This window comes from Streptomyces sp. NPDC059994 (assembly GCF_042737755.1).
Lineage (GTDB): Bacteria > Actinomycetota > Actinomycetes > Streptomycetales > Streptomycetaceae > Streptomyces.
The window spans coordinates 18,566-40,905 of sequence record NZ_JBHWUR010000036.1; the positions used below are offsets into that span (position 1 = coordinate 18,566).

Annotated in this window: 19 protein-coding genes; 7 read left to right on the top strand and 12 right to left on the bottom strand. The window is 73.0% G+C overall.

Features of this window, described 5'->3' with window-relative positions; all coding sequences use genetic code 11:
• Positions 1–215 precede the first annotated feature (215 nt).
• Positions 216–728: a hypothetical protein gene (locus tag ACFWA7_RS19570; RefSeq protein WP_385824114.1), complete on the top strand. Its 513-nt coding sequence runs from the start codon at positions 216–218 to the stop codon at positions 726–728.
• Positions 716–1,345 carry a histidine phosphatase family protein gene (locus tag ACFWA7_RS19575; RefSeq protein ID WP_385539213.1) on the top strand — a complete coding sequence of 210 codons (630 nt, stop codon included), beginning with the start codon at positions 716–718 and terminating at the stop codon, positions 1,343–1,345. The genes ACFWA7_RS19570 and ACFWA7_RS19575 overlap by 13 nt, the downstream gene beginning before the upstream one ends.
• Here the strand turns inward: ACFWA7_RS19575 and ACFWA7_RS19580 are convergent.
• Together ACFWA7_RS19580 and ACFWA7_RS19585 are read right to left on the bottom strand one after the other, a co-directional pair.
• Positions 1,293–2,132 (bottom strand): RimK family alpha-L-glutamate ligase, encoded by an 840-nt coding sequence (locus ACFWA7_RS19580; protein ID WP_385824116.1) that lies wholly within the window; start codon positions 2,130–2,132, stop codon positions 1,293–1,295. The two genes, ACFWA7_RS19575 and ACFWA7_RS19580, sit on opposite strands and share 53 nt — an antisense overlap.
• Entirely contained in the window at positions 2,129–3,007 is an 879-nt protein-coding gene (locus tag ACFWA7_RS19585; protein ID WP_385539217.1) for a RimK family alpha-L-glutamate ligase, read from the bottom strand. Before ACFWA7_RS19585 ends, ACFWA7_RS19580 begins: the two co-directional genes overlap by 4 nt.
• A 185-nt stretch (positions 3,008–3,192) precedes the next feature.
• On the opposite strand from ACFWA7_RS19585, the gene ACFWA7_RS19590 reads away from it, so the two are divergent.
• Together ACFWA7_RS19590 and ACFWA7_RS19595 are read left to right on the top strand one after the other, a co-directional pair.
• Entirely contained in the window at positions 3,193–4,404 is a 1,212-nt protein-coding gene (locus ACFWA7_RS19590) for an MFS transporter (RefSeq protein ID WP_385539219.1), read from the top strand.
• Between the two features lie 146 nt (positions 4,405–4,550).
• Entirely contained in the window at positions 4,551–5,990 is a 1,440-nt protein-coding gene (locus ACFWA7_RS19595) for a PP2C family protein-serine/threonine phosphatase (protein ID WP_385824118.1), read from the top strand.
• 86 nt (positions 5,991–6,076) lie between these two features.
• Here the strand turns inward: ACFWA7_RS19595 and ACFWA7_RS19600 are convergent, their stop codons facing one another.
• A complete protein-coding gene (locus ACFWA7_RS19600; RefSeq protein ID WP_385824120.1) occupies positions 6,077–7,570 on the bottom strand; it encodes a hypothetical protein in 1,494 nt (497 codons plus the stop codon).
• A 233-nt stretch (positions 7,571–7,803) separates the two neighbouring features.
• Here ACFWA7_RS19600 and ACFWA7_RS19605 point away from each other — a divergent pair, with 233 nt between their 5' ends.
• Positions 7,804–8,943, top strand: coding sequence for an aminoglycoside phosphotransferase family protein (locus ACFWA7_RS19605; protein ID WP_385539225.1), 1,140 nt, complete (start codon positions 7,804–7,806; stop codon positions 8,941–8,943).
• A gap of 123 nt (positions 8,944–9,066) precedes the next feature.
• Here the strand turns inward: ACFWA7_RS19605 and ACFWA7_RS19610 are convergent, their stop codons facing one another.
• From ACFWA7_RS19610 to ACFWA7_RS19620, 3 genes are all read right to left on the bottom strand, one after another.
• The gene (locus ACFWA7_RS19610) at positions 9,067–10,398 is read right to left on the bottom strand and encodes an N-acetylmuramoyl-L-alanine amidase (protein WP_385824122.1); all 1,332 of its coding nucleotides are present in this window, start codon (positions 10,396–10,398) and stop codon (positions 9,067–9,069) included.
• A 149-nt stretch (positions 10,399–10,547) separates the two neighbouring features.
• On the bottom strand, positions 10,548–11,048 hold the full coding sequence (locus ACFWA7_RS19615) for a hypothetical protein (protein ID WP_385824124.1): 501 nt from the start codon (positions 11,046–11,048) through the stop codon (positions 10,548–10,550).
• Between the two features lie 57 nt (positions 11,049–11,105).
• Entirely contained in the window at positions 11,106–13,952 is a 2,847-nt protein-coding gene (locus tag ACFWA7_RS19620) for an ATP-binding protein (RefSeq protein WP_385824127.1), read from the bottom strand.
• 335 nt (positions 13,953–14,287) lie between these two features.
• Here ACFWA7_RS19620 and ACFWA7_RS19625 point away from each other — a divergent pair, with 335 nt between their 5' ends.
• Positions 14,288–15,349 carry an isoafricanol synthase gene (locus ACFWA7_RS19625; protein ID WP_385539229.1) on the top strand — a complete coding sequence of 354 codons (1,062 nt, stop codon included), beginning with the start codon at positions 14,288–14,290 and terminating at the stop codon, positions 15,347–15,349.
• A 13-nt stretch (positions 15,350–15,362) separates the two neighbouring features.
• Here ACFWA7_RS19625 and ACFWA7_RS19630 read toward each other — a convergent pair whose 3' ends face one another.
• From ACFWA7_RS19630 to ACFWA7_RS19655, 6 genes are all read right to left on the bottom strand, one after another.
• On the bottom strand, positions 15,363–15,974 hold the full coding sequence (locus tag ACFWA7_RS19630) for a CGNR zinc finger domain-containing protein (protein ID WP_385824129.1): 612 nt from the start codon (positions 15,972–15,974) through the stop codon (positions 15,363–15,365).
• Positions 15,975–16,133: 159 nt separating this feature from the next.
• Positions 16,134–16,373 carry a DUF397 domain-containing protein gene (locus tag ACFWA7_RS19635; RefSeq protein WP_371650320.1) on the bottom strand — a complete coding sequence of 80 codons (240 nt, stop codon included), beginning with the start codon at positions 16,371–16,373 and terminating at the stop codon, positions 16,134–16,136.
• A gap of 137 nt (positions 16,374–16,510) precedes the next feature.
• Complete coding sequence (locus ACFWA7_RS19640; RefSeq protein ID WP_385539232.1) at positions 16,511–17,677, bottom strand: thiolase domain-containing protein; 1,167 nt, start codon at positions 17,675–17,677, stop codon at positions 16,511–16,513.
• A complete protein-coding gene (locus tag ACFWA7_RS19645; protein WP_385824132.1) occupies positions 17,674–18,762 on the bottom strand; it encodes a thiolase domain-containing protein in 1,089 nt (362 codons plus the stop codon). The genes ACFWA7_RS19640 and ACFWA7_RS19645 overlap by 4 nt, the downstream gene beginning before the upstream one ends.
• Positions 18,762–19,706, bottom strand: a complete 945-nt coding sequence (locus ACFWA7_RS19650; RefSeq protein WP_385824135.1) for a Zn-ribbon domain-containing OB-fold protein — start codon at positions 19,704–19,706, stop codon at positions 18,762–18,764. Before ACFWA7_RS19650 ends, ACFWA7_RS19645 begins: the two co-directional genes overlap by 1 nt.
• A gap of 40 nt (positions 19,707–19,746) precedes the next feature.
• Positions 19,747–20,547: a crotonase/enoyl-CoA hydratase family protein gene (locus ACFWA7_RS19655; protein ID WP_385824137.1), complete on the bottom strand. Its 801-nt coding sequence runs from the start codon at positions 20,545–20,547 to the stop codon at positions 19,747–19,749.
• Between the two features lie 165 nt (positions 20,548–20,712).
• Here ACFWA7_RS19655 and ACFWA7_RS19660 point away from each other — a divergent pair, with 165 nt between their 5' ends.
• Positions 20,713–22,338, top strand: a complete 1,626-nt coding sequence (locus ACFWA7_RS19660; protein WP_385824139.1) for an acyl-CoA synthetase — start codon at positions 20,713–20,715, stop codon at positions 22,336–22,338.
• Positions 22,339–22,340 lie beyond the last annotated feature (2 nt).

Sequence of the window (22,340 nt, forward strand, 5' to 3'; positions counted from 1 at the left end):
GGAGCGGCTCGGCGCGTACGGGGCCGCCTGCGGGCTCGACGCGGACGATGTCGAGCGGTACGAACCGCTGGCCGGCTGCCAGGCGTATCCGGCCCATGTGGCGTGGCCGGCGCTGAACGGCGGGCCGCCCCTGGTGGCGCTCGCGCTCACCGCCGACTCCGCCCTCCGGCAGGCGTCACCCGCGTGCCCGACCGCTATCTCCAGCAGCACCTCGAATGGCGGGGCCCTGCGACTCGGGCGCGCTGGAGTGCGCGGCCATGGCCGTCCCGCGCGACTGGCGCCACCCCGGTGCGGGCCCGCACCTGACCGTCGCGGTCGCCCGGCGCCGGGCGACCGGTCCCGGGGCGCGCAAGGGCGTCCTGAGGATGGCGGCGGGCGGCCCGGACGCCTCGGGCCTCACCCGGCCCACCGGCCTCGCCGAGGACGCGCCGAAGGAGTACGGGACCTGGTGGTCGAACCGCGACGAGGTGATCGACCCGGACAGCGGCGTGCCGCTGACCGGCGCGGTCGACAACCCGGCGGGTTGCCTCAAGCACAACGACCTGCTCGGCGACGACGCCGTCTCGGCAGGGCGTCGTCGCCTTCCTCGCCCGCTGAGCGTGACCTCCGCCACCGGCCCCACCTGCCGGAATGCCACCGGGCGCGACTTGGTTGTGCCGTACACGGTCTGGCGGGACGAGCCCGGCGGGCCGGTCGCGGAGAACGGGAACCATCCATGGGCGAGTTGATCCTGATACGGCACGGCGAGACGGCGTGGACCCTGACCGGGCAGCACACCAGCCACACCGACCTGCCGCTCACCGAACACGGCGAGGCCCAGGCCCGCGCGGTGGCGCCGCTGCTGGCCGGGCGCCGGATCGGGCTCACCCTGGTCAGCCCGGCGGCCCGGGCCCGGCGCACCGCCGAACTCGCCGGGCTCACCGCGCCGCGGGTGCGGCCCGATCTGAGCGAGTGGGACTACGGCGGGTACGAGGGCGTCACCACCCCCGAGATCCAGCGTGACCGCCCCGACTGGAACCTGTGGACCGACGGGGTCGCCGCCGGGCCCGCCGCGCACCCGGGCGAGAGCGCCGAGCAGGTCGGCGAACGGGCCGACCGGGTGCTCGCGGAGGCACGGGCCGCGCTCGCGTCGCCGGAGGATTCCGACAGCGGCGTCGCCCTCGTCGCCCACTCGCACTTCCTGCGCGTCCTGACGGCCCGCTATCTGGGGCTGCCCGCCTCGGCCGGGTCGCTGTTCCTGCTCGGCACCGGGGCCGTGTCGCGGCTGGGGACCGAGCACGGCCGGCCCGTGCTCACGGCGTGGAACACGACTCTTCCGCAGGACGTGCCCGCGCCCGTGGGATGAGGCGGCCGCCGCCTGCCGCCAGGGCGAGCTCCGCAAGCGCCTCGGGGGCGCCCCGCTGACCCCGTATCCCGGGAAAGGCGTTGACGTCCACCACGAGCGGGCTCCCACCGCCCGCGTCGATGAGGTCCACCCCGTACACGTCCAGGGCGAAGACCTCCCCCACCCGGAGCGCCAGCGCGGCCCAGCCGGGCGGCAGCGCGTCGAGGCAGAGCGAGCGGGTGGGGCCACGGCCCCCGGGCGCGAGCTCGGAGCGGCGCAGGGCGGCGAAGACCCGGTCGCCGATCACCCACAGTTTGTGGTCCCAGCCGCTGTTGGCGGTGAACTCCTGCACCACCACCGGCTCCTGCGCCCACGCCCCGGCCAGCGCCCGCAGCCCGGCGGCGTCGTCGGCGCGGGCGACCAGGTCGTGGCGGCGGCTGTGGCGGCTCTTCACCACCAGTGGATACGTGAGGTCCGGGTCGTCCGGCAGCGGGGCGAGCGCGGCGAAGGTCCGGGTGGCCGCGAACGGCAGCCCGGCCCGGCCGGCCAGCTCCGCCATCGCCGTGCGGTCCTGGCAGAGGGCCGTGGCGGACGCGGAGTTCAGCACGGCCGCGCCCCGCAGCTCCAGCTCCCGGGCGAGCGCGAGGGCGCGGGGCGTACGGGACTTGAGCAGATAGACGTCGGCGACGCGGTCCGGGGGCGCCGAAGCCGGGTCCACCGGCTCCACCGTGTGCTCGCGGACGAGCAGGGCGGTGGCGGCGGCGAGGAGCGGATGGCCGGGTTCCGGCGTGATCAGCCCGATCCTCATACCGCCGCCCCCGGCTGCTGCTCCGGGATACGGGCGGCCGGGAAGGCGTCCGGGCCGCTCCCCCGGCCCGTGCGGGCCAGTTCGAGCACCGCGCGCGCCACCCGCGCCGCCGCCTGGGGGACCTGACGGAAGCTCGGGAAGTCGTTCACGTCGACCACCACCGGCCCGTCGGGGCCGAGCAGCACATCGACCCCGTACAGGTCCAGGCCGTAGACCGCGCCGACCTGCGCGACGGTCGCGGCCACCTCTGCGGGCAGCGCCACCTGCCGCTCGCGCACCGCGTGGTCGGGGTGGAGCGGGGAACAGCGCTCGGTGGCGTACAGCTCGCCGCCCACGCAGTACACCTTGAGGTCCACGCCCGAATTGGGCACATACGGCTGGGCCACCAGCATGCCCTGGCCCGCCAGTTGCCCCGTCATCGCGGCGAGCCGGTCCGGCGAGGGAACCAGGCACACCCCGCGCCCGGCGCTGCCGTCGGCGGGCTTGACCACCAGCGGGAACTCGGACTCGGGTATCTCCGCGAGCAGCTCGGGGACGGCCGCCGCATACGTCGTCGGCATCGGCAGGCCCCGGCTGCGGCCGATGGCCGCCGCGAGCGCCTTGTCCCGTACGCCCCGTATCGACCGGGCGTCGTTGACGGTGGTCAGGCCGACCGCGGCGGCGGCCTCCAGGAGCGTGAGGCCCGGGCCGCCGGACACCGTCTTGAGCACCCAGGCGTCATGGCTGCCCGCGCTGACCACCTCGGACATCCGCAGCAGGGAGCCGCCGGGGCGCAGCACGTCCACTCGATGACCCCAGTCGACGAGTTGGCGGATCACCTCCACCGGCATGCCGTCGTGGCGGTAGTGCTCCTCCACCAGAAAGCAGAGCCTCATCGACCTTCCCCTGTAACCCCCCGGACGTCCGCCGATCTGTCCGGCGAGCTGTGACGACACAGGATGTCATGAACAGCCGGGAACCTCGCTCCCCGCCCCGGGACCGGTTCCGGCGCAGGTCAGCGCGGTCCCCGGGGAAAAGGGACTTGCCCTTCACACTAATGTGAGGGTTCGATCATGGCCGTATGCCGACCGCACCTGTGGCGCGCACCGCCGCGCCGACCGCCACCGGACCCGCCGCACTGCCGCTGGGCGGCCTGCTCACGCTCGCCGCCACGGCGTTCACCGCCACCCTGACCGAGCTGCTGCCCGCGGGACTGCTCCCGGGCATGGGCGGCGGACTGGGGGTGTCGGAGAGCCGGGTGGGATTCCTGGTGACCCTGTACGCGGCCGCCTCCTTCCTCTCCGCGATACCGCTCACCGCGCTGCTGCGCGGGCTGCCCCGGCGCACGGTCCTGACCGGCGCGCTCACCGGCCTCGCGCTCGCCGACGCCGTCACCGCGCTCTCCTCCTCCTACCTCCTGACATGTGCGGCCCGGCTGCTCGCCGGGGCGATGGGCGGCACCCTGTGGTCGATGCTCGCGGGGTACGGCGCCCGGATGGTCCCCGCCGAACACCGGGGCCGCGCCATCGCGATCGTCCTCGCGGGCATCACGGCCGCGCTCTCGCTCGGTGTGCCGCTGGGCACCGCGCTGGCGGACACCGTCGGCTGGCGCGCGGGCTTCGCCGGCCTTGCCGTCCTGGCCGCGCTCCTCATCCTGTGTGCGCTGCGGTACGTGCCGGACTTCCCCGGCGAGCCGAGCGCCGGGCGGACCCCGCTGCGGCGCATCGCGGTCCTGCCGGGCATCCGGACCGTCCTGTCCGTCACCCTGCTGCTGCTCCTCGGCCACCAGGCGATGTACACGTTCCTGATGCCGTTCGCCGAGCACGCCGGGTTCGGGCGCGCGGGCCTGGTCCTCTTCGTCTTCGGGGCCGCGACCGTCGGAGGCATCTGGCTCGCGGGCGCGCTGGCCGACCGCAGGCTGCGGGCCGCCCTGCTGGGGGCCCTGGCCCTGATCGCCCTTGTGATGGCGGCACTTGGCGCCCTGGGTCGGGTGCCCGCCGTCCTGGTGGTCGCGGTCGCACTGTGGGGCGCGGCCTTCGGCGGCGCGCCGACGCTGATCCAGACCGCGCTGGTCGACGTCTCGGGACCGGAGCACGCCGATGTGGCCACCTCGCTCCAGGCGACCGTCTACAACGTCGGGATCGCCGCCGGATCGCTCACCGGAGGCGTGGTTCTGGACAACGCGGGCGCGGGGGCGCTGCCCTGGGCGGCCCTGCCGCTCGTAATCGGTGCTGTACTGGTGGTTTGGACCGCACGCACCCATGGTTTCCCTGTTCGGCGGCGGATGCGCTGATCGCCTCCGGTCGGCCGCAGGCATATGCCAGAAGCACCACCGTATCGAGTGTTGCCAAATCCCTTACGGGGCCTCGCTCCCTGTGCAACAGTCGTTACCGGTCCATCCTTCCGACTTGCAGTGCCGCGCCTGTATCGGAGTACGTCATGCCGTCCCATCTGTTCGCGGACCGTCCCAGCCCGCAACCGCCGGAGCGGGAGACGGTCGACGCGCTGATCACACAGACCCGTCGGCTGCGCGGCGGAGTGGACGCCGTACGGCGGGACGCGCTCGTGGACGACGACGACCCGCACGGCCGCTGGCAGCGCGCCCTGTGCGACCTGGCGGTCCATCACCTCGACGACCTCGGCACGCACTTGGACCAGCTGAAGGAGGGACTCCACCCCGAGCCCGCCCCCGAGGCGACCGACGAAGCGGAGCCGCAGCCCGAGCTCGCGCTCGACCCGCTGCCCGGATCCCTGCTCAGCCGGGTCGGCAGCGCCGAGTGGAACCTGCTCACGGACGCGGTGGACTGGTCCGAGGAGCTCTTCCAGATATTCGGACGGGCGCCCGAGAGCGGAGCGATGTCGCTCGACGAACTGCCTTCGATGGTGTTCGCCGACGACCAGGCGCTGCTCACGGCCATGGTGACGGACTGTCTGGTCGACGGGAAGCCGATCGACGGCGAGTTCCGGATCGTCCGGACCGACGGGCGCGTGCGGACGCTGCACATGATGGGCGAGCCCGTGCTCGACGCCGACGGCTGCACCGCGTCGATGTGGGCTGTGCTGCGCGACGTCAGCGAGCTGCGCCGCAGCCAGCGTGCCGTACGGGAGTCGCGCGACTCGCTGCGGCGCGAGCAGCACATCGCCCAGACCGAACACCGGCTCGCGGTCGAGCTGCAACAGGCCGTGCTGCCGCCGTGGCGCGGTTCGCTGCGGCTGCCCCAGGGCAACCCGGCGGCGCTCGACGTGGCGGCGCACTATCTGCCGTCGGCCACCAGCGCGCTCATCGGCGGCGACTGGTACGACGCGCTCGAACTGCCCGACGGCAGGTCTTTGCTGACCGTCGGAGACCTCACCGGCCACGGCGTCACCGCCACCGGTGCCATGGCCATGCTGCTCGGCGCGCTGCGCGGCATGGCCGTCGCCGGCATCCGCCCCGGCGACCTGATGGGCCACCTCAACCAGCTGCTCGACCACTCGGTCCAGCCCGCGCTCGGCAGCGCGGTCTGCTGCCAGTACGACCCGGCCACCCGCATCCTCTCCTGGGCACAAGCAGGACACCCCGCCCCGCTGCTGTTCCGCGGCGGGACGGGGTGCGCCCTGACGCCGCCGGACGGGGTGCTGCTCGGAGCGACGTCAGGAGCCGGGTACGGACAGGCCGAGGTGCAGCTGATCCCCGGCGATCTGCTGGTCCTGCACACCGACGGGCTGACCCGCCGGGGCACCTCCAATGAGCCGGGGTGCCGCAGGCTGCTGGAGCTCGCCGCCCGCCTCGAAACGGTCCGTACGGCCCAGGACGGGGTGCGTATGGTGGTCGAGGAGTTCGGCGAGACGGACCGCGAGGACGACGCGTGCGTGCTGGTGGCACGCATCGGGTCGTGAACTACCCGGCGGCAGGGATCGGTTGACAGCGGTACGGATCGGTTGAGCGGAATCCGGTCGTGAGCGGGCCCGGTTGACCGGGCCCGCTACAGGTCCATGCTCCTGCCCCGGCGCGTCGGTGCCTTCGGCAGGGCCAGCTGGATCTCCTCGCGCAGGTCCTGGATCTTCTGGTAGCCGGAGTACTGCCCGGTCAGCCGGTACATCTCGCGCAGCCGGTCCCAGGTGCGGTGGGAGGAGGTCTCCCCCATCGACACCAGGGCCAGCCGGGCGTAGCGGTCCGCCTGTTCGGGGTCGTCGGCGATGAAGCAGGCCGAGGCGAGTGAGATGTAGTCGAAGATCTTCGAGCGCTGGCGCCCGTTGACCCGTAGTTCGAGCGCCCGTTTTGCATGGCGGGCCGCGATGCCCGCCGCGCTCGCGTCGTGCTCGGCGAACGTACGGAACGCCAGGGCCTGCATGCCGTGGAGATCCGCCTCGTCGAACATCTGCATCCAGCTCGGCGCGGGCACGTCGCCCCGGTCCGAGACGAAGAGCTCCTCGGCCTCGCCGAGGGTGCGCCGCATCGCCTGGCCCTGCCCCATCGACGCCTGCGCCCAGGCCTCGATGGTGTGCAGCATGGCCCGCGTGCGCGGCAGGGTCTCCTCGCCGGAACCGGACTTGGCGAGCTTCATGAGGTCGAGCGCTTCGTCGGGACGGCCCAGATGGACCATCTGCCGGGCGGCGCGGGAGAGTGCTTCGCCGGCGCGCGGGCGGTCGCCGCCCTCGCGGGCCGCGTGCGCGGCGATGACGAAGTACTTCTGGGCGGTCGGTTCGAGGCCGATGTCGTGGGACATCCAGCCGGCCAGGACGGCCAGGTTGGCGGCGACGCCCCACAGGCGCCGCTGGAGATGGTCGGGGTGACGGTAGGCGAGCATGCCGCCCACCTCGTTGAGCTGACCCACCACGGCCTTGCGCTGAAGTCCGCCGCCCCGGGACGCGTCCCAGGCACGGAAGACCTCGACCGAGCGCTCCAGCGCCCCGATCTCCTGCGACCCGATGGGGGCGGCCTCATAGCGGTCGTACCCGGCGGGGTCCGCGTGCAGGGGATCGTCGAGGTGGGGGGCGTCGGCCGAGAGTACGGGGTCGGTGTGCAGCCAGTCGTGCATGGCGCTGCTGAGTGCGGAGCCTGCGGCGAGCGCGGCGCCCGCGCCCACCAAACCGCGTCGGTTGAGCATGAGGTCCATTCCCGTGAATTCGGTGAGGACCGCCGCCGTCCGTTCAGGCGCCCACGGCAGGCCGTCGGGATTCTGCTTGGGTCCGACGTCCCGCCGCTTCCCGGCGCGCCCTTGCCGGTCGAAACCGAGGTCCTCGATGGTCACGACACGGCCGAGCCGCTCGGTGAACAGAGCCGCCAGCACTCTCGGCACCGGATCGCGCGGGGACTCCCCCATGTCGATCCAACGCCGCACCCGTGAGGTGTCGGTGGCCAGTTGGGGGTGGCCTATTGCCGCCGCCTGCCGGTTCACCAGCCTCGCGAGTTCGCCCTTGGACCAGCCGGCGAGGCCGAAGAGGTCGTTCAGGCGGGTGTTGGGTTGTCCGTTCACTTCAAGCCCCCAGGTTCTCGGCTGAGTTGACAGTAACCCCCTGTCAGAGGAGGTGGGACTATTCGCCACGGTTCGCCAGGGTGCGCCAGATGGTGTGCCACCCGCAGTCGGGTGTCGGGTAAGAAGGCGCCACCCCGCCCCGGCAGGCGGACCCCATTCCCCAGGGTGGGATCAGGGCCACCGGGCCGGGCTGGCCAGCAACTCGTCGGCGCACGAAGGGATCTGTCTCGCCCATGTACACAGCATCGTCCTCCGTGTCAGCCCCGCCCCGGCCGCACCGTCACCTGGTGGCGGGCGGCGGACCGTACCTCGACCCCTCGCACGCCGCTCCGGCGGCGCTCGGCGTCGGCCGGACCGCGCGCCGGCCCGGGGCGGGCGTCCAACCGCCCAGCGGGAGGATCGACTTGTCCGGCCCGCAGGGCGCGCAGCTGCGGATGGCCATCGCGTCGGTGCACCGCATCTGTCCTGAGTTCAATCCGGTGCAGGTGCTGCGGCGCAGCGGCCGGTCCGTGCTGCTCGTCGGATCCACCGGGCGCGCCACGGCGGTCGCCAAGTGCCTCCTGGACCACTCGCCCGTCTGGGCCGAGCGGTTCAGGCACGAAATAGCGGTCTACCGCGCGTTCGTCCGGCACCGCCCACCGGTGCGGGTGCCGCGGCTGATCGCCGCGGACCCCGACAACTGCACCCTGGTGATCGAGCGGATGCCCGGACGTGCGGCGGCCCTGTCCCGGCACCCGGTCGAGGCCCCGCCCCGGGCCGACGTCCGGGCGGCCCTCGGGGCGATCAGCCGGGTCAACGCCTGGCGGCCGCCGGCCGAGATGTTCACCCGGCCGCTGGACTACGCGCCGCGGATCACCCGCTACCACGAGCTGGGGCTCTTCACCGACCGGGATCTGAGCGACCTCCAGAAGCTGCTGCACGGCCTGGCCCACTCGGGCCGCCCGGTCACATGGCAGTTCTCGCACGGCGAGGCGCTGCTGACGAACATCCTGCTGTCGCCCGCGGGTCCGGTGCTCGTCGACTGGGAGCACGCCGGCTGGTACCTGCCGGGGTACGACCTGGCGACGCTGTGGGCGGTGCTCGGGGACGCTCCGGTGGCCCGGCGCCAGATCAGCCAGGCGGCACAGGCGGCCGGCCCGGCCGCGCGGGACGCCTTCCTGGTGAACCTGATGCTCGTACTGACGCGGGAGATCCGGACGTACGAGACGGCCGTGCAGCGCACCATGCGCGAGTCGGCGCCCTCGGGCGCGGCCTCGTCGCAGCAGCCGGGTGTGCCTTCGGCCGGGGAGCAGCAGCGGCTGCTGCTGCGCAGGCTGCACGACGACTGCGCGCTGGCGCGTCGGGCCGTGCGTGCGGCGGTCGGGACCCGCTGACCGCCGTGTGAGGGGCCCGTTCCGGCTACCTGCTCCGCCGGACGGGCCCCGGGGAAAGGCGCGCGCCGCGCGCCCGGTGCCGACACACCGGACGCGCGGCGCGCCGCCGTGTGCGCGGCGCGCTCAGCGCACCCGTACGACGTCGACGTCGGCGGCCCTCACCACGGCGATGCGGTGGCCGATCTGCACGGTGACGTACTTCGCCGCCCCGGGGAAGTACGTGTGGTCGTACGGGAGGGACGAGTCGATCGTCGGCGCGTAGAAGTAGCCGGTGGGGGCCTCGCCGCCGCCGGGGTAGGACTGGCCCGCCTTGATGGTGTACGCGAGCGGGGTGCCGACGTGCACGGCGGTGAAGTCGGCCGGGTAGTCGGCCTTCTCGGGGTAGGCGACGCCGTACACCGGCACCTCCGTCAGGCCCGCCCTCGGCCGTACGACGTAGCCGGCGGTCGGTGTGGTCGTGCGGGTGTGCTCGGGCGTCTGGAGCCAGGCCTTCTGGCCGTACCACCAGATCGCCGTCCAGCCCGGCCTGCGCTCGGCCACCACGGCCTGCTGGGTGGCACTGATCTTGCTGCCCCAGTCGTTGGCGCAGTTGGTGCCGGGCTCACCGGGCGCGTGCAGTCCGGGGTCCGCGAACAGCGGGGCCGTGGCCGAGGGTTCGGTGTGCAGCGGGACGGCGCTGCTGCCCTGGACGGGCAGGTCGGTGTTCTTCTCGCAGTCCCGGAACACCTGCTGGTTGGAGCCGAACTTGGGGCTGATGGTGACCAGTTGGCTGCTCGGCCGCGCGGTGGGGCGGGTGGGTGCGCCGAGCACGGCCATGAACCGGTTCCAGTCCCAGTACGGACCCGGGTCCCAGTGCATTTTCCGGGTGCCCCCGGCCGTCGTCGGGGGCACGTTCTCGTGGCCGATGATGTGCTGGCGGTCCAGGGGGATGTCGTACTCGGCGGCGAGGTAGCGCACCAGCGCGGCCGTGGAGCGGTACATCTCGGGCGTGTACCACTTGGCGCCCTCTACGGCGACGCCCTCCTGCTCGATGCCGATGGAGTGCGTGTTGATGTACCAGTTCCCGGCCTGCCAGGCCACGTCCTTGGTCTTCACCATCTGCGCCACATGGCCGTCCGAGGAGCGCACGACGTAGTGGGCGGAGACGGCTCTCTTGGGGTCCTGGAAGATCCGGATCGTACCGTCGTAGTCCTCTTCCGTGTCGTGCAGGACGATGTACTTGATCCGGTTGGTGGACGGCCGGTCGGCGATGTCGTAGTTCCCGTACGCCTGTTTGTTGGCCGGATCGCCGTTCTGCTGGTAGGCCGCCGGGATCCAGTCGCACTTCAGCACGCGCGGGCACTCGGTGGCGCGGTCCTGGGCGCCGGCCGGGGACACGGGGGCGAGCAGGGTGAGGCCGAAGGCCCCGGTGGCGGTCAGCGCGAGTGCGAGCCTGGTCCTCTGATGGGATGTCATGACAACCCTTCCTGCCGGGAGTTCACCTCGGGTGCGGTGCGCGCACACTGTGTGACCCCGGGTGAGGGCGCGTCAAGAGCGCCGCCAGAAAGGTGAGTTGTATCAGTGGATCAGACCAGTGGCAGGCCGCTGACCTGCCGGTGACACCGTCAGCTCTGCTGGAAGAGCTCCGCGGGCAGCGGCTTCAGGAGCGCGTACAGGTCGTCGGTGATCGGCCGGTCCCAGCTGGCGATGGTGACCAGCACCTTGTCGCTGCGGTCGAACTGCACACAGGAGACGCGGCTCTCGGAGAGCTTGAGGCGCCGCACGATCAGCAGGTTGTCGCCCTGCATCACGGGGATGTCCTCGGCGCCGACGACCTCGACGGGCTCGTCGTTCTCCAGCGCCAGTAGGAGCTGGGAGACCTCGAACGGCACCTGGCCCTCGTCGAGCTCCCTGGCCGGAGAGCCCTCGGGCAGATTGCCGATGACCATCGCGGGGCCGCGGCCGCCGAACAGGTCGTAGCGCAGGAAGACACCCTGGCAGCTTCCGTCGGGCGCGGGCAGCAGCCCGGCACCGAGGTTTCCGGGCCAGTCGCCCGGGTCCATGGCCAGGACATCGAAGTCCGGGCCCGCGGGAGTGGCGGAGCTGCGGCGGCGGAGGAACGACATGCCGCCCATGGTACGTGGCCGGGGCACCTCGACGGGCCCCGGCCCGCGTCCGGCGGTTCAGCGGAGCGGCGTGCCCGGTGCCGGGCGGCTCTCGGTGTGCCGCAGGAGCTCCGGCAGCCCGGCCCGGTCGGTGCCGATCTTGCGGAAGACGCCCGAGAGCAGCAGCTCGACGGCCCGCTCCCGGATGCCCAGCTCCTCGGCGATACGGGTGTTCTCCCAGCCCCGCGCCGCCCGGTCGGCCGCCGTCTTCTCCTGAGCGGTGAGGGAGTCCGTGCCCACCGCACGCAGCCGCAGCGGGCGCAGCCCCGACGCGGCCAGCTCGTCGCGCGCCCGGGCCGCCAGTGCGTCGGCGCCACAGACCACCGCGTTCTCCATGCCCCGGACGAGCAGTTCCGAGGCGTCCTGGGGCAGCCCGGCCCGGCTGAGCGCCGTGCCGTGGTCGACGAGCGCGCACGCCAGCTCGTACGCGGACGGCGAGCGCTCCAGGTGCTGCACCGCCTCCGCGAGGAGCTTGAGGCTCTTCGCGCCGGTGGCCACCTTGGCGGCGGAGTGCAGGGCCCGGCCGATGGCGCCCGCGGTGCCGAACCGGCGGGCCAGCTCGACTGCCTCGTCGGCCACCTTCTGGGCCTCCGCCGGGTCTGCCGGGGCCAGCGCCTCGGCGAGCAGCGGCCGCCAGGGGCACCAGGCCGGGTTGCGCATGCCCCTGCGGTCCAGGCGCCGGCCGACCGCGCGCAGCCGCTGCTCGGCGTCGCTGCGCAGACCCCGGGCGAGCAGCAGCTCGCTGTAGACCGTCTCGGAGTCGGGGTAGACGACGGCGTTGGGGACGACCTGGCCGTAGTTGTACCGGTCGGACAGGTCCTGCGCCTCGTCCACCCGGCCCCGGGCCAGCAGGATCTCGATCAGGATGCCGAGGGCGAACCACTGGGCCGGGATGCGCTGGCCGACCCGGTCGGCGATCCGCAGCCCGCCGTGGACCAGGTCCTCGGCCTCGGCGAGGCGGCCGCGGCAGAACCGGATGTACCCGAGCAGGGTGAGGCCGAACGAGAGGTGGGCGCCGCGCCAGCCGCGGTTCTCGCACTCCGCGATGCCCCTGCTGAACAGCTCGTCCGCGCGGCCCGGCTGGTCGCAGTACATGAAGGTGAGCGCGACCATGACGGGGACCTCGAAGCCCCATTCCTCGTCGGTCCAGGAGAGCCCGTCGCCCAGTGCCTCCTCCGCGTACGCGAGCGCGACGGCGGCGGGCTCGCCGCGGACCATGGCGTCCCAGGCGCGCAGCCCGAGGATGTACCGCTCGGCCATGCCCCGGGTGGTGAGGTGGTCGGAGAGACGGGCCAGCCTGCGCGAGCGGGCGGCCGAGTCCTCCTCGTCGGCCCGGAACGCGTTCCACTTGAAGGCCTCGGCCTGCATGCGCAGCCGGGTGCGGGGGTTGGTGGAGCTCCTGCCCTCGACGGCGACCAGCTCGGCCGCCTCGCCCATCCGGTCGGTGTGGGCCAGCGCCTGGGCGAGCCGGTAGGTGATCGCCTCGCGCAGGGTGGGTCCGAGCTCCGGCTCCTCCAGGGCGGCCTGGAGGTGGTTGACCGTGGTGGCCGGTTCGTTCAGGAGCGCCGAGCAGCCGAGCTCGAACAGCACCTCCGCCCGCTCCTCAAGGGCGGGCGGCTCGCGCAGGGCCCGGGCCAGACAGCGCCGGGCGGCCTCGGGAGCACCGGCCCGCATGCACTCGCGCGCGGCGGCCCTGAGCTGCTGCACCGCCCAGCGGTCGTCCTCGGGATGCATCTCCAGGAGGTGGCGGGCGGCGACCGTGGGGCCGAGGCCCGCCTCGGTGACGCAGACCGCGGCCTGGCCGTGCATCGCCACCCGCATCGCGGGCGGAATGGCGCGGTAGACCGCTGTACCGACCAGCGGGTGGAAGAAGTCCAGCCGGTCGGGGTCGCCCGTGCGGCCGGCCAGGATGCGGGCCTCGCGCAGCCGGTGGATCGCGTCGACCGACTCCTCGGCGCCGAGGTTGCCCACGCTGCCCGCCATGTGCGGGTCGACCGCGGTGCCCAGGATGGCGACGGCCCACGCCAGCCTGACCGGCGAGGGGCCGAGCCGCTCCAGGCGCTGGACGAGTCCGCTGCCGCGTGCCGTGGACGCGAGTTCGCGCAGCTCGGCGGCGTTGGCGTAGTGCGGTTTGATGTTCCGCTCACGGATCTTGGCGATCAGCTCGACCGCCTCGAACGGGTTGCCTCCCGTCAGCGCCCAGCACTCGCGCGAGAACAGGTCGTCGGCGCCGTTCTCCAGCACGTCGTGGACGAGCCTGCCCACGGCGTGCGGGGAGAGCGGCGCCAGGGTCACCGGCCGCGAGCCTTGCCGCTCGGCGAGCCTGTGGAACTCGCTCGCCTGCACGGGCAGTCCCTCGGGCCGGTAGGCGGCCACGATCAGGATCGGCAGCTCGGCGGCGCGCAGCGCGAACGAGCTCAGCCAGGTGAGGGACTCCTCGTCCGCCCAGTGCGCGTCGTCGACGATGAGCACGACGGGCGTGTGCTCGACGGCGAACCGGGTCACCAGCCAGTCGAGGCCGTCGCGCACGCCCTGCGGGTCGGGCGAGCCGCCCGGGACGGAGACCAGGCCGACCGCGGGCGCCACGATGTCGTACCAGGTCCCGAGTATCCGCCGGTGTTCGCTCTCGCCGGCCGCGGCCAGCACGGGCTGCACCAGCTGGCGCACCACGTGGAAGGCCACGCGGATCTCCTGCTCACCGCCGCGGGCCGTCAGCAGGGTGCAGCCCCGGGCGGCGGCCTCCCTGCGGACCTCGGCGAGCAGACTCGTCTTGCCGAGCCCGGGCGCTCCCGAGACCGCGAGCAGCCCGCCGCTCGACGCGCCCGTAACCCCCTCTGCTCCCGTGCCGCACAGGTCGTCCAACATGCGTTCGAGAAGCAGGAGTTCATTCTCCCGTTCGAACAGCCGCCTGCGCGCACCACTGGTCCGCCGGCCTTTCATGTCCGCCACAACCGTCCCCTTTTGGCAGTAGGGCCGAGCCTACGCTTTCGGACACGCACCGTGACACCGATGTGACCGTCTCGCAAACACGGCTTGACTGACTCGCCAGGATCTGCTGGGGGGTTGACGCGGCTCCAGGGGGGCGCGAAGCACCGGTGCACACGCCGCTTGTGCAGTTTCGGCCACGGGCGCACTATGAGCTTTTCGGACAGCAGCTCCGCCCAAGGCTGCTCACCCTTCGGCGCAGAGGAGGCGGAGCGATGTCGTCCCCAGCAGGCTCACAGCTGTCGGAGGACCGCGCGAGGCTCGTCGACATACCGTTCCCCGCTCGCTGTCATCCGCGCCACGCCGTCGCGCGTCAGCACACGCTCGACTGGCTTCACCGGTTCGGGATGCTCTCGGGCGAGTGCGCGACCAATGAGTACGACGCTATGGGGCTCGAACGTCTGATGGCGTACTTCTATCCGGACACCACGGACTCGGATCTCGCGCTGGCGACCGACCTCAACGCCTGGTTCTTCGTGTTCGACGACCAGTTCGACGGCCCGATCGGCCGGCAGCCGGACGCGGTGGCCCGGCAGATCGACATCATGCTGCGCACGATGAGCGACCGGGGCCCGGCTCCGGGCGACCCGACCAACCATCTCGCGGGCACGCTCGCGGAGTTGTGGAAGCGGCTGTGCGACGGCACTCCGCGGCTGTGGCAGGAGCGCTTCCGCGGGCACTGGCGGAAGTATCTGACGGCCTATCACTGGGAGGCCCTCAACCGCACCCGCACCGGGCCGCCGTCGCTGCCGGGGTTCCTGCGCGGCCGCCGCGACTCCATCGGCGTACAGCCCTGTCTGGATCTCGTCGAGCGGTGCGGCCGCTACACGCTCCCCGACGAGCTGCACCGGGGCAGCCCGCTGGCCGAGATGCGCTGGATCACCGCCGATGTGGTGATCTTCGTCAACGACATCGTGTCCGCGGACAAGGAGTTGGCCGCCGGGGACGTCAACAACAGCGTCATCATCCTGCACAAGGGGTCGGGGCTCTCGGTGGACCGGGCCGCCCGCGAGGTCGCCCGGCTGGCCAACTCCCGGGTGGAGCGCTTCCGGACGCTCGCGGTGGAGCTGTCCGAGGCGCTCGCGGCCTCCGGGGTCTCTGCCCAGCTGCGCACCCAGGTCGACGACTATGTGGCGGGCATGCGGGCGCTGATGAGCGGCAATCTGGCGTGGTCGCGCACGACGGCCCGGTACGGCAAGACGGGCATCGAGGCCGCGGGCCGGGGCCAGCGGCCGTGGGCCCATCTGTTCGAGGAGGAGGACGCGCTGGAAGCCTGACGCCCCCGGGCGGCTACGGCTCGGCGTGGAGCTGCCGGCGCCGCTGGTGGCGGGCGACGCGGGCGCGGTTGCCGCAGGAGGGCCTGCACCACTCCTGGCGCGGGTGCTCCTTGAGGAAGTACCGCACGCACCGGGGCGCGTGGCAGGCCCGCAGCCTCGCCCGGTCGGGCCCGGCCAGGAAGTCGACGGCGGCGCGGGCGAGCGAGGCGCAGAGCGCCGTGACGGCGTCGGGGGTGCCGGTGCCGCGGTGGACGGCGTAGGGGTCGCGGCCCTCGGGCCATTCCAGGCGGGGCGCCGTGGGTACGGCGGCCGCGGCCGAGTTCAGCAGCTCCAGGGCCATCCCGGCGGGGAGCAGCCGCTCGGCGTCGGCGGGGCTCGGCGGGTCCGGCCGTACCGCCCGGGCGAACAGGGCGCGCACGGCGGCCCGCAGCGCGCGCACCGCCGCGAGGGCGTCGTCGTCGGCCGCGAAGGCCTCGACCGTGAAGCCATCCGTATCCAGCGCCGCCGCGTGCTCGCGCACCCATGTGGTCAGCCCGTCCGGCCCGCTCAGATCGTCGGCGACCCCGCCGTGTCCGTCGTGGCGGACGGTGAGGGCGAGATCGAGAACGAGGGAGTGGTCGGCCATGCGGCTAATGGTAACCACGGCGGCAAGCGTTAGATGGAGACGGCATCCGGGACCCCCGGGGCGCGGGCACTCGCCGCGCTCCGGCCCCGCCCGGCCCACGGGCCGGGCGGGTGCGCGGACGCTCGCGACCGGACGGGGCGACCCCGTCCGTCCCGCCGCTCAGGTGAGGTCGAACTCCCCGTCGCGCGCGTTCAGCACGAAGGCACGCCACTCACCCGGGCTGAAGATCAGCGAGGGGCTGCCGGGGCGGCCCCCGTTGCGCATCGCGATGAACCCCTCGACGAACGCGATCTGGACGTCTCCCGTCCCTTGACTGCTCGACCTCCAGTCGGCCTTGCTGAGATCGAGATCCGGCTTGTCCCAGCCCACAAGGGTCTGCTGGGTGGTGCTCTCGGCCACGTCCCTGCTCCTCCCGGTTCCCTGTCGTCCGGGGCCAGACTAGCGATCGCGTCCGGTCCCGGACAGGCCACGGAAGGAGTACCGCGGCCCACCCGCGACGACGGCCGCACGGCCCCGGCGACCGGCCGCCCGCACCCCTACCGGCTCGGCGGCTCGGACCCGACCAGCCACATCGAGAAGAACTGCGAGCCGCCGCCGTAGGCGTGCCCCAGTGCCTTGCGGGCCCCCTCCACCTGGTGCTCCCCTGCCCGGCCCCGCACCTGTAGGGCCGCCTCGGCGAAGCGGATCATGCCGGAGGCGCCGATGGGGTTGGCGGAGAGCACCCCGCCCGACGGGTTCACCGGGAGATCCCCGTCGAGCTCGGTGACGCCCGCCTCGGTGAGCTTCCAGCCCTCGCCCTCCGCCGCGAACCCCAGGTTCTCCAGCCACATGGGCTCGTACCAGGAGAACGGCACGTACATCTCGACGGCGTCGATCTCGCGGCGCGGGTCGGCGATCCCCGCCTGCCGGTAGACGTCGGCGGCACAGTCCTTGCCCGCCTGCGGGGAGACGAAGTCCTTGCCCGCGAAGAGCGTGGGCTCGCTGCGCATCGCGCCGCCGTGCACCCAGGCGGGCGGATGGGGCGAACGGGCCGCCCCCGTACGGTCGGTGAGGACCATCGCGCACGCCCCGTCCGAGGACGGACACGTCTCCGAGTAGCGGATCGGGTCCCAGAGCATCGGGGACGCCTGCACCTTCTCCAGGGTGATGTCCCGCTCGTGCAGATGCGCGTACGGGTTCAGGAGCGCGTTGCGCCGGTCCTTGTACGCGACGAGCGAGCCCACCGTGTCGGGGGCGCCGGTGCGCCGCATGTACGCGCGCACATGCGGCGCGAAGAAGCCGCCTGCCCCGGCGAGCAGCGGCTGCTGGAAGGGGACGGGCAGCGACAGGCCCCACATGGCGTTGGATTCGGACTGCTTCTCGAAAGCCAGGGTGAGGACCGTGCCGTGGACCCGGGCGGCCACCAGGTTCGCGGCCACCAGCGCGGTCGAGCCGCCGACCGAGCCCGCCGTGTGCACCCGCAGCATGGGCTTGCCGACCGCGCCGAGCGCGTCGGCGAGGTACAGCTCCGGCATCATCAGCCCCTCGAAGAAGTCGGGGGCCTTGCCGATGACGACCGCGTCGATGTCCGCCCATGCCAACCGGGCGTCCTCCAGGGCGCGTTGGGCCGCCTCGCGGACCAGTCCCGCGATCGAGACGTCGTGCCGGGCGGCGACGTGCTTGGTCTGGCCGATTCCTACGACGGCCACGGGTTCCCTGCTCACGACGGCTCCCCCTCCAGGACGGCGACGAGGTTCTGCTGGAGGCACGGCCCCGAGGTGGCGTGGGCCAGCGCCCGGTCGGACTCGCCCCGGTGGATCGCGGCGGCCGCCTCCCCGATCCGGATCAGACCGGCGGCCATCACGGGGTTGGCGGCCAGCGCTCCCCCGGACGGGTTGACCCGTACCCCGTCGTCCAGCCGCAGCGCCTTGCGCAGGACGACCTCCTGCGAGCTGAAGGGGGCGTGCAGTTCGGCGGTGTCGACGGTGGGGGCACCTCCCATGCCCTTCAGGCCATGGGGGAGTTCGAAGGCCCCGGCGCGTTCGGCCGCGAGCCGGGCCGACGGCGAGTCGGTCAGGTCGCGCACACCCAGGCCGTGCGCCTCGATGCGGTGGTCCATGCCCCGGATCCAGGCGGGCCGCTCGCACAGCTCGCGCGCGGTGTCCCCGGCGGCGAGGATCACGGCCGCGGCACCGTCCCCGACCGGCGGGCAGTCGCCGGTGCGCAGCGGGCGTACCAGGTAGTCGCCCTGGGGCCGTGAACCGCGCACCTGGGCATGGGTGTTGGCGGCGGCGGAGTTCCGGCTGCGGGCCGCGATCGCGGCGAGCGCGGGCTCGTCGGTGTCGCCCGCGTCGATCAGGGCCTGCGCCTGGAGCGCGGCCAGCGCCACGGAGTCGGGCCACAGGGGCGCCAGGTAGTACGGGTCGAGCTGGCGCGTCAGTACGTCCCGGACCTCGCCGGGCGAGGACTTGCCGTAGGAGTAGACGAGCGCGGTGTCGGCCTCGCCGGTGAGGATCTTCACCCAGGCCTCGTAGAGCGCCCAGGCGCCGTCCATCTCGACGTGCGACTCGGCGATCGGCGGCCAGGCGCCCACACCGTCGAGGGCCATGGTGAAGGAGAAGGCGCGGCCCGCGAGGTAGTCGGAGGAGCCCGAGCAGGTGAAGCCGATGTCGCCGGTCCTCAGCCCGGTCCGGTCGAGCACCTCGTGCAGCACCGGCATCAGCATCTCGACCTCGGAGAGCTCGTCGGTGCGGCGCCGGTGGTCGGTCTGCGCGAAGGCGACGACGGCCACATCCCGTGCGGGGCCCATCAGATCAGCTCCTTGTACGTGTCGTAGTCGGCGTCGGGCTCCCCGGTGGGCCGGTAGTGGTCGGGGTGGCGGCTGTCCTCGGTCCACACCGGCTCGACCCGCAGCCCCATCCGCACCTGGTCGTAGGGGATGCCGCCGATCCGGCCGTGCAGGGCGAGGTCGGCGCCGTCGAGGGCGATGTGCGCGTAGACGTACGGCACTTCGATATCGAGGTTCTTCGCCTTGATGTTGACGATGCAGTACGTGGTGACGGTGCCGGCCGGGCCGACCTCCACCCGCTCGTCGGTGGCGACCCCGCACGTGGGGCAGGCCCCGCGCGGCGGCACGTACACCTTGCGGCACGACGGGCAGCGCTCACCGACGGTCCGGCGCTCCGCCAGGGCCTCGATGTACCCGGTCTGGGCGCGGCCCGGGCTGTAGGTGTAGTCGAGCCGGGCCGGGGCGACGATCCCGGTGACCGGGTCCGCGAACTCGCCGCCGTGCGGGCTCGGTTGGCCCGCCGCCTCGCTCTCGTACGGTTCGAAGCACGCGATGTCGGTGATGGCGCCACTTCGTTCCCGCGCCCATCGCACGCGTACCCGCATCCCGGTCCGCACGGCGTCGGGGCCCGGTGCGTCCAGGGCGTGCAGCAGCGCGGTGTCGGCGCCGTCGAGCCGCACCAGGACCCAGGCGAAGGGGCGCTCCAGCGGCTGGCCCCGGCGCGGGGACGGGTTCCAGGCCCAGGTGGTGACGGTGCCGGTGGCGGCGACCTCGACGAGGTCGCGGAGCTCTTCGGCGGTGGCCGGGTCGTACTCGACGGGCGGTACGAGCGTCCTGCCGTCCAAGGTCCGCACACCGAGGACGGTCCGCTCGCGCAGCCCGGTGAGGAAGGCGCTCTGGACGGGGCCCAGCGAGCGGGTGAACGGGAACTCGACCACCAGGGGGGCGCTGAGGACTTCGGGCATCGGGGTCTCCATCTCGGGCGCGCGGCGGGAGTGGACGCGCTCAGGCGCGCCGGTAGACGGGCGGGCGCTTCTCGGCGAAGGCGCGGGCGCCTTCCTTGGCGTCGGCGGTGTCGAAGACCGGCCAGCCGCGCCGGAGTTCAGCGGCGAGCCCGTCGGTCTCGGTCATCTCGGCGGTCTCGTACACCGAGGCCTTGACCGCCTCGACGGCGAGTGGCCCGCAGGCGTTGATCTGCCCGGCGAGGGCGAGCGCCTCCTCCAGCGCGGTGCCGTCGGCCACGACCCGCCCGACGAGCCCGATGTCCCGCGCCTCGGCCGCGCTGTAGGGCCGTCCGGTGAGCAGCATCTCCAGGGCGTGGGTGCGCGGGATCTGCCGCTGGAGCCGGACGGTCGAGCCGCCGATCGGGAAGAGCCCGCGCTTGACCTCGAAGAGCCCGAAGGTGGCGCTCTCGCCGGCCACGCGGATGTCGGTGCCCTGGAGGATCTCGGTGCCGCCCGCCACACAGGGCCCCTCGACGGCCGCGATGACGGGTTTGCGGGGGCGGTGGTGGCGCAGCATCGCCTTCCAGTGCAGATCCGGGTCTGCCTTGAGGCGGTCCCGGTAACCGTCGCCCTCCATCCCCTTGCCCGCCAGGGCCTTGAGGTCCATGCCCGCGCAGAACGCGCCGCCGGCGCCGGTGAGGACGACCGAGCGGACCGCGTCGTCCTCATCGGCCTCCAGCCAGCCGTCGTGGAGGCCGACCAGCATCGACAGCGAGAGCGCGTTCCTGGCCTCCGGCCGGTTGAGCGTGAGTACGAGTGTGGCGCCCTCGCGCCGCACGGTGAGGTGTTCGGTGCCACCCATGCGCCTGCCTCCCGTCGTCGGACTGGAACAGGTTGCAGGAGCGGGGGGCGCAGTTCAATAGTTTTCTGACAGTCAGTCAGATTCTTTGGGCGGAGCCCCTTCCCAGTTGTGGTGGGCTCTGCTCTGATGACCGCCACACGGATGGCGCCGGGGTCAGGAGGAGCGGTGGAGTACAACCTTGCCGACCTGTTCGAGTCGGTCGTCGACGTGGTCCCCGACCGCGAGGCACTGGTCTACCTCGACCACCCCGGCACGGGCGCGGAGCGCCGGCTGACCTACGCGCGGCTGGACTCGGCCGCCAACCGGATCGCCCACCACCTGATCGACAGCGGCATCGGGCCGGGCGAGCACCTGGGGCTCCATCTGTACAACGGCGTCGAATACCTGCAGACCGCACTCGGCTGCCTCAAGGCCCGGATCGTCCCGGTCAACGTCAACTACCGTTACGTGGAAGACGAGTTGGTCTACCTCTACCGGGACGCCGATCTGGCGGCGCTGGTCTTCGACGCGGAGTTCACCGAGCGCGTGGCGGGCGCGCTGCCGCACACCGAGAAGCTGCGCCACCTCGTACGGGTGGGGGAACCCCCCGAGGGTGCGCCTGTGCTGGACGCGGTGCCGTTCGCCGAGGCCGAGGCGGCCGGGTCCGACGGGCGCGGGTTCGCACCCCGCTCGCCCGACGACCTCTTCATCATCTACACCGGCGGCACCACCGGCATGCCCAAGGGCGTGATGTGGCGCCAGGAGGACCTGTTCTTCTCGGGGCTCGGCGGCGGCGCCCCGACGGGCGAGCCGGTCGCGCGCCCCGAGGAGCTGGCCGAGCGGGTCGCGGCGGGCGGCGGGGGCATCACCTTCTTCCCCACTCCCCCGCTGATGCACGGCACCTCCACGCTCACCGCGTTCATCGGCTTCAACTTCGGCCAGCGCGTCGTCATCCACCGCAAGTTCGTGCCCGAGGAAGTCCTGCGGACGGTGGAGAAGGAGAAGGTCACCAGCATGTCGCTGGTCGGGGACGCGATGCTGCGCCCGCTCATCGACGCGCTGAGCGGCCCGATGAAGGGCACCGACTGCTCGTCCATGTTCAGCGTCTCGTCGTCCGGCGCGATCATGTCGGAGACGGTCCGCGCCCAGTTCAGCGCGCTGGTCCCGACCGCGATGCTGCTCAACAACTTCGGCTCGTCGGAGTCCGGCTTCAACGGCACCGCCACCGACGACTCCGGCCCCGACAAGGGCTTCCGGCTGCGCGTCAACTCCCGTACGGCGGTGGTCGACCCGGCCACCCAAGAGCCGGTGAAGCCCGGCGAGCCCGGCCGGATCGCCCAGCGCGGCCATGTGCCGCTCGGCTACTACAACGATCCGGCGAAGACCGCCGAGACGTTCTTCCAGCGGGGCGACGAGCGCTGGGTGCTGCTCGGCGACATGGCCACGGTCGGCGAGGACGGCATCGTCACGGTCCTCGGGCGGGGCTCGCAGTGCATCAACACCGGCGGCGAGAAGGTGTATCCGGAGGAGGTCGAGCAGGCGCTCAAGTCCCATCCGGACGTGTACGACGCGCTGGTCGCCGGGGTGCCGGACACCACGTGGGGCAACCATGTCGCGGCGGTGGTGCAGCTGCGCGAGGGCGCCGAGGAGCCGACCCTCGACGACATCCAGAGCCACTGCCGCACCCGGCTCGCGGGGTACAAGGTGCCGCGCCAGCTGGTGATCGCCCCGAGCATCCAGCGCTCGCCCAGCGGCAAGGCGGACTACCGCTGGGCGCGGTCGGTGGCCGTGGCGGAGTCCACGGCCGGGTGACC

Coding starts and splice junctions, on each gene's coding strand:
- ACFWA7_RS19570 (WP_385824114.1), top strand. CDS start 216: ATGGCGGGGCCCTGCGACTCGGGCGCGCTGGAGTGCGCGGCCATGGCC.
- ACFWA7_RS19575 (WP_385539213.1), top strand. CDS start 716: ATGGGCGAGTTGATCCTGATACGGCACGGCGAGACGGCGTGGACCCTG.
- ACFWA7_RS19580 (WP_385824116.1), bottom strand. CDS start 2,132: ATGAGGATCGGGCTGATCACGCCGGAACCCGGCCATCCGCTCCTCGCC.
- ACFWA7_RS19585 (WP_385539217.1), bottom strand. CDS start 3,007: ATGAGGCTCTGCTTTCTGGTGGAGGAGCACTACCGCCACGACGGCATG.
- ACFWA7_RS19590 (WP_385539219.1), top strand. CDS start 3,193: ATGCCGACCGCACCTGTGGCGCGCACCGCCGCGCCGACCGCCACCGGA.
- ACFWA7_RS19595 (WP_385824118.1), top strand. CDS start 4,551: ATGCCGTCCCATCTGTTCGCGGACCGTCCCAGCCCGCAACCGCCGGAG.
- ACFWA7_RS19605 (WP_385539225.1), top strand. CDS start 7,804: ATGTACACAGCATCGTCCTCCGTGTCAGCCCCGCCCCGGCCGCACCGT.
- ACFWA7_RS19610 (WP_385824122.1), bottom strand. CDS start 10,398: ATGACATCCCATCAGAGGACCAGGCTCGCACTCGCGCTGACCGCCACC.
- ACFWA7_RS19615 (WP_385824124.1), bottom strand. CDS start 11,048: ATGTCGTTCCTCCGCCGCCGCAGCTCCGCCACTCCCGCGGGCCCGGAC.
- ACFWA7_RS19620 (WP_385824127.1), bottom strand. CDS start 13,952: ATGTTGGACGACCTGTGCGGCACGGGAGCAGAGGGGGTTACGGGCGCG.
- ACFWA7_RS19625 (WP_385539229.1), top strand. CDS start 14,288: ATGTCGTCCCCAGCAGGCTCACAGCTGTCGGAGGACCGCGCGAGGCTC.
- ACFWA7_RS19630 (WP_385824129.1), bottom strand. CDS start 15,974: ATGGCCGACCACTCCCTCGTTCTCGATCTCGCCCTCACCGTCCGCCAC.
- ACFWA7_RS19645 (WP_385824132.1), bottom strand. CDS start 18,762: ATGGGCCCCGCACGGGATGTGGCCGTCGTCGCCTTCGCGCAGACCGAC.
- ACFWA7_RS19650 (WP_385824135.1), bottom strand. CDS start 19,706: ATGCCCGAAGTCCTCAGCGCCCCCCTGGTGGTCGAGTTCCCGTTCACC.
- ACFWA7_RS19655 (WP_385824137.1), bottom strand. CDS start 20,547: ATGGGTGGCACCGAACACCTCACCGTGCGGCGCGAGGGCGCCACACTC.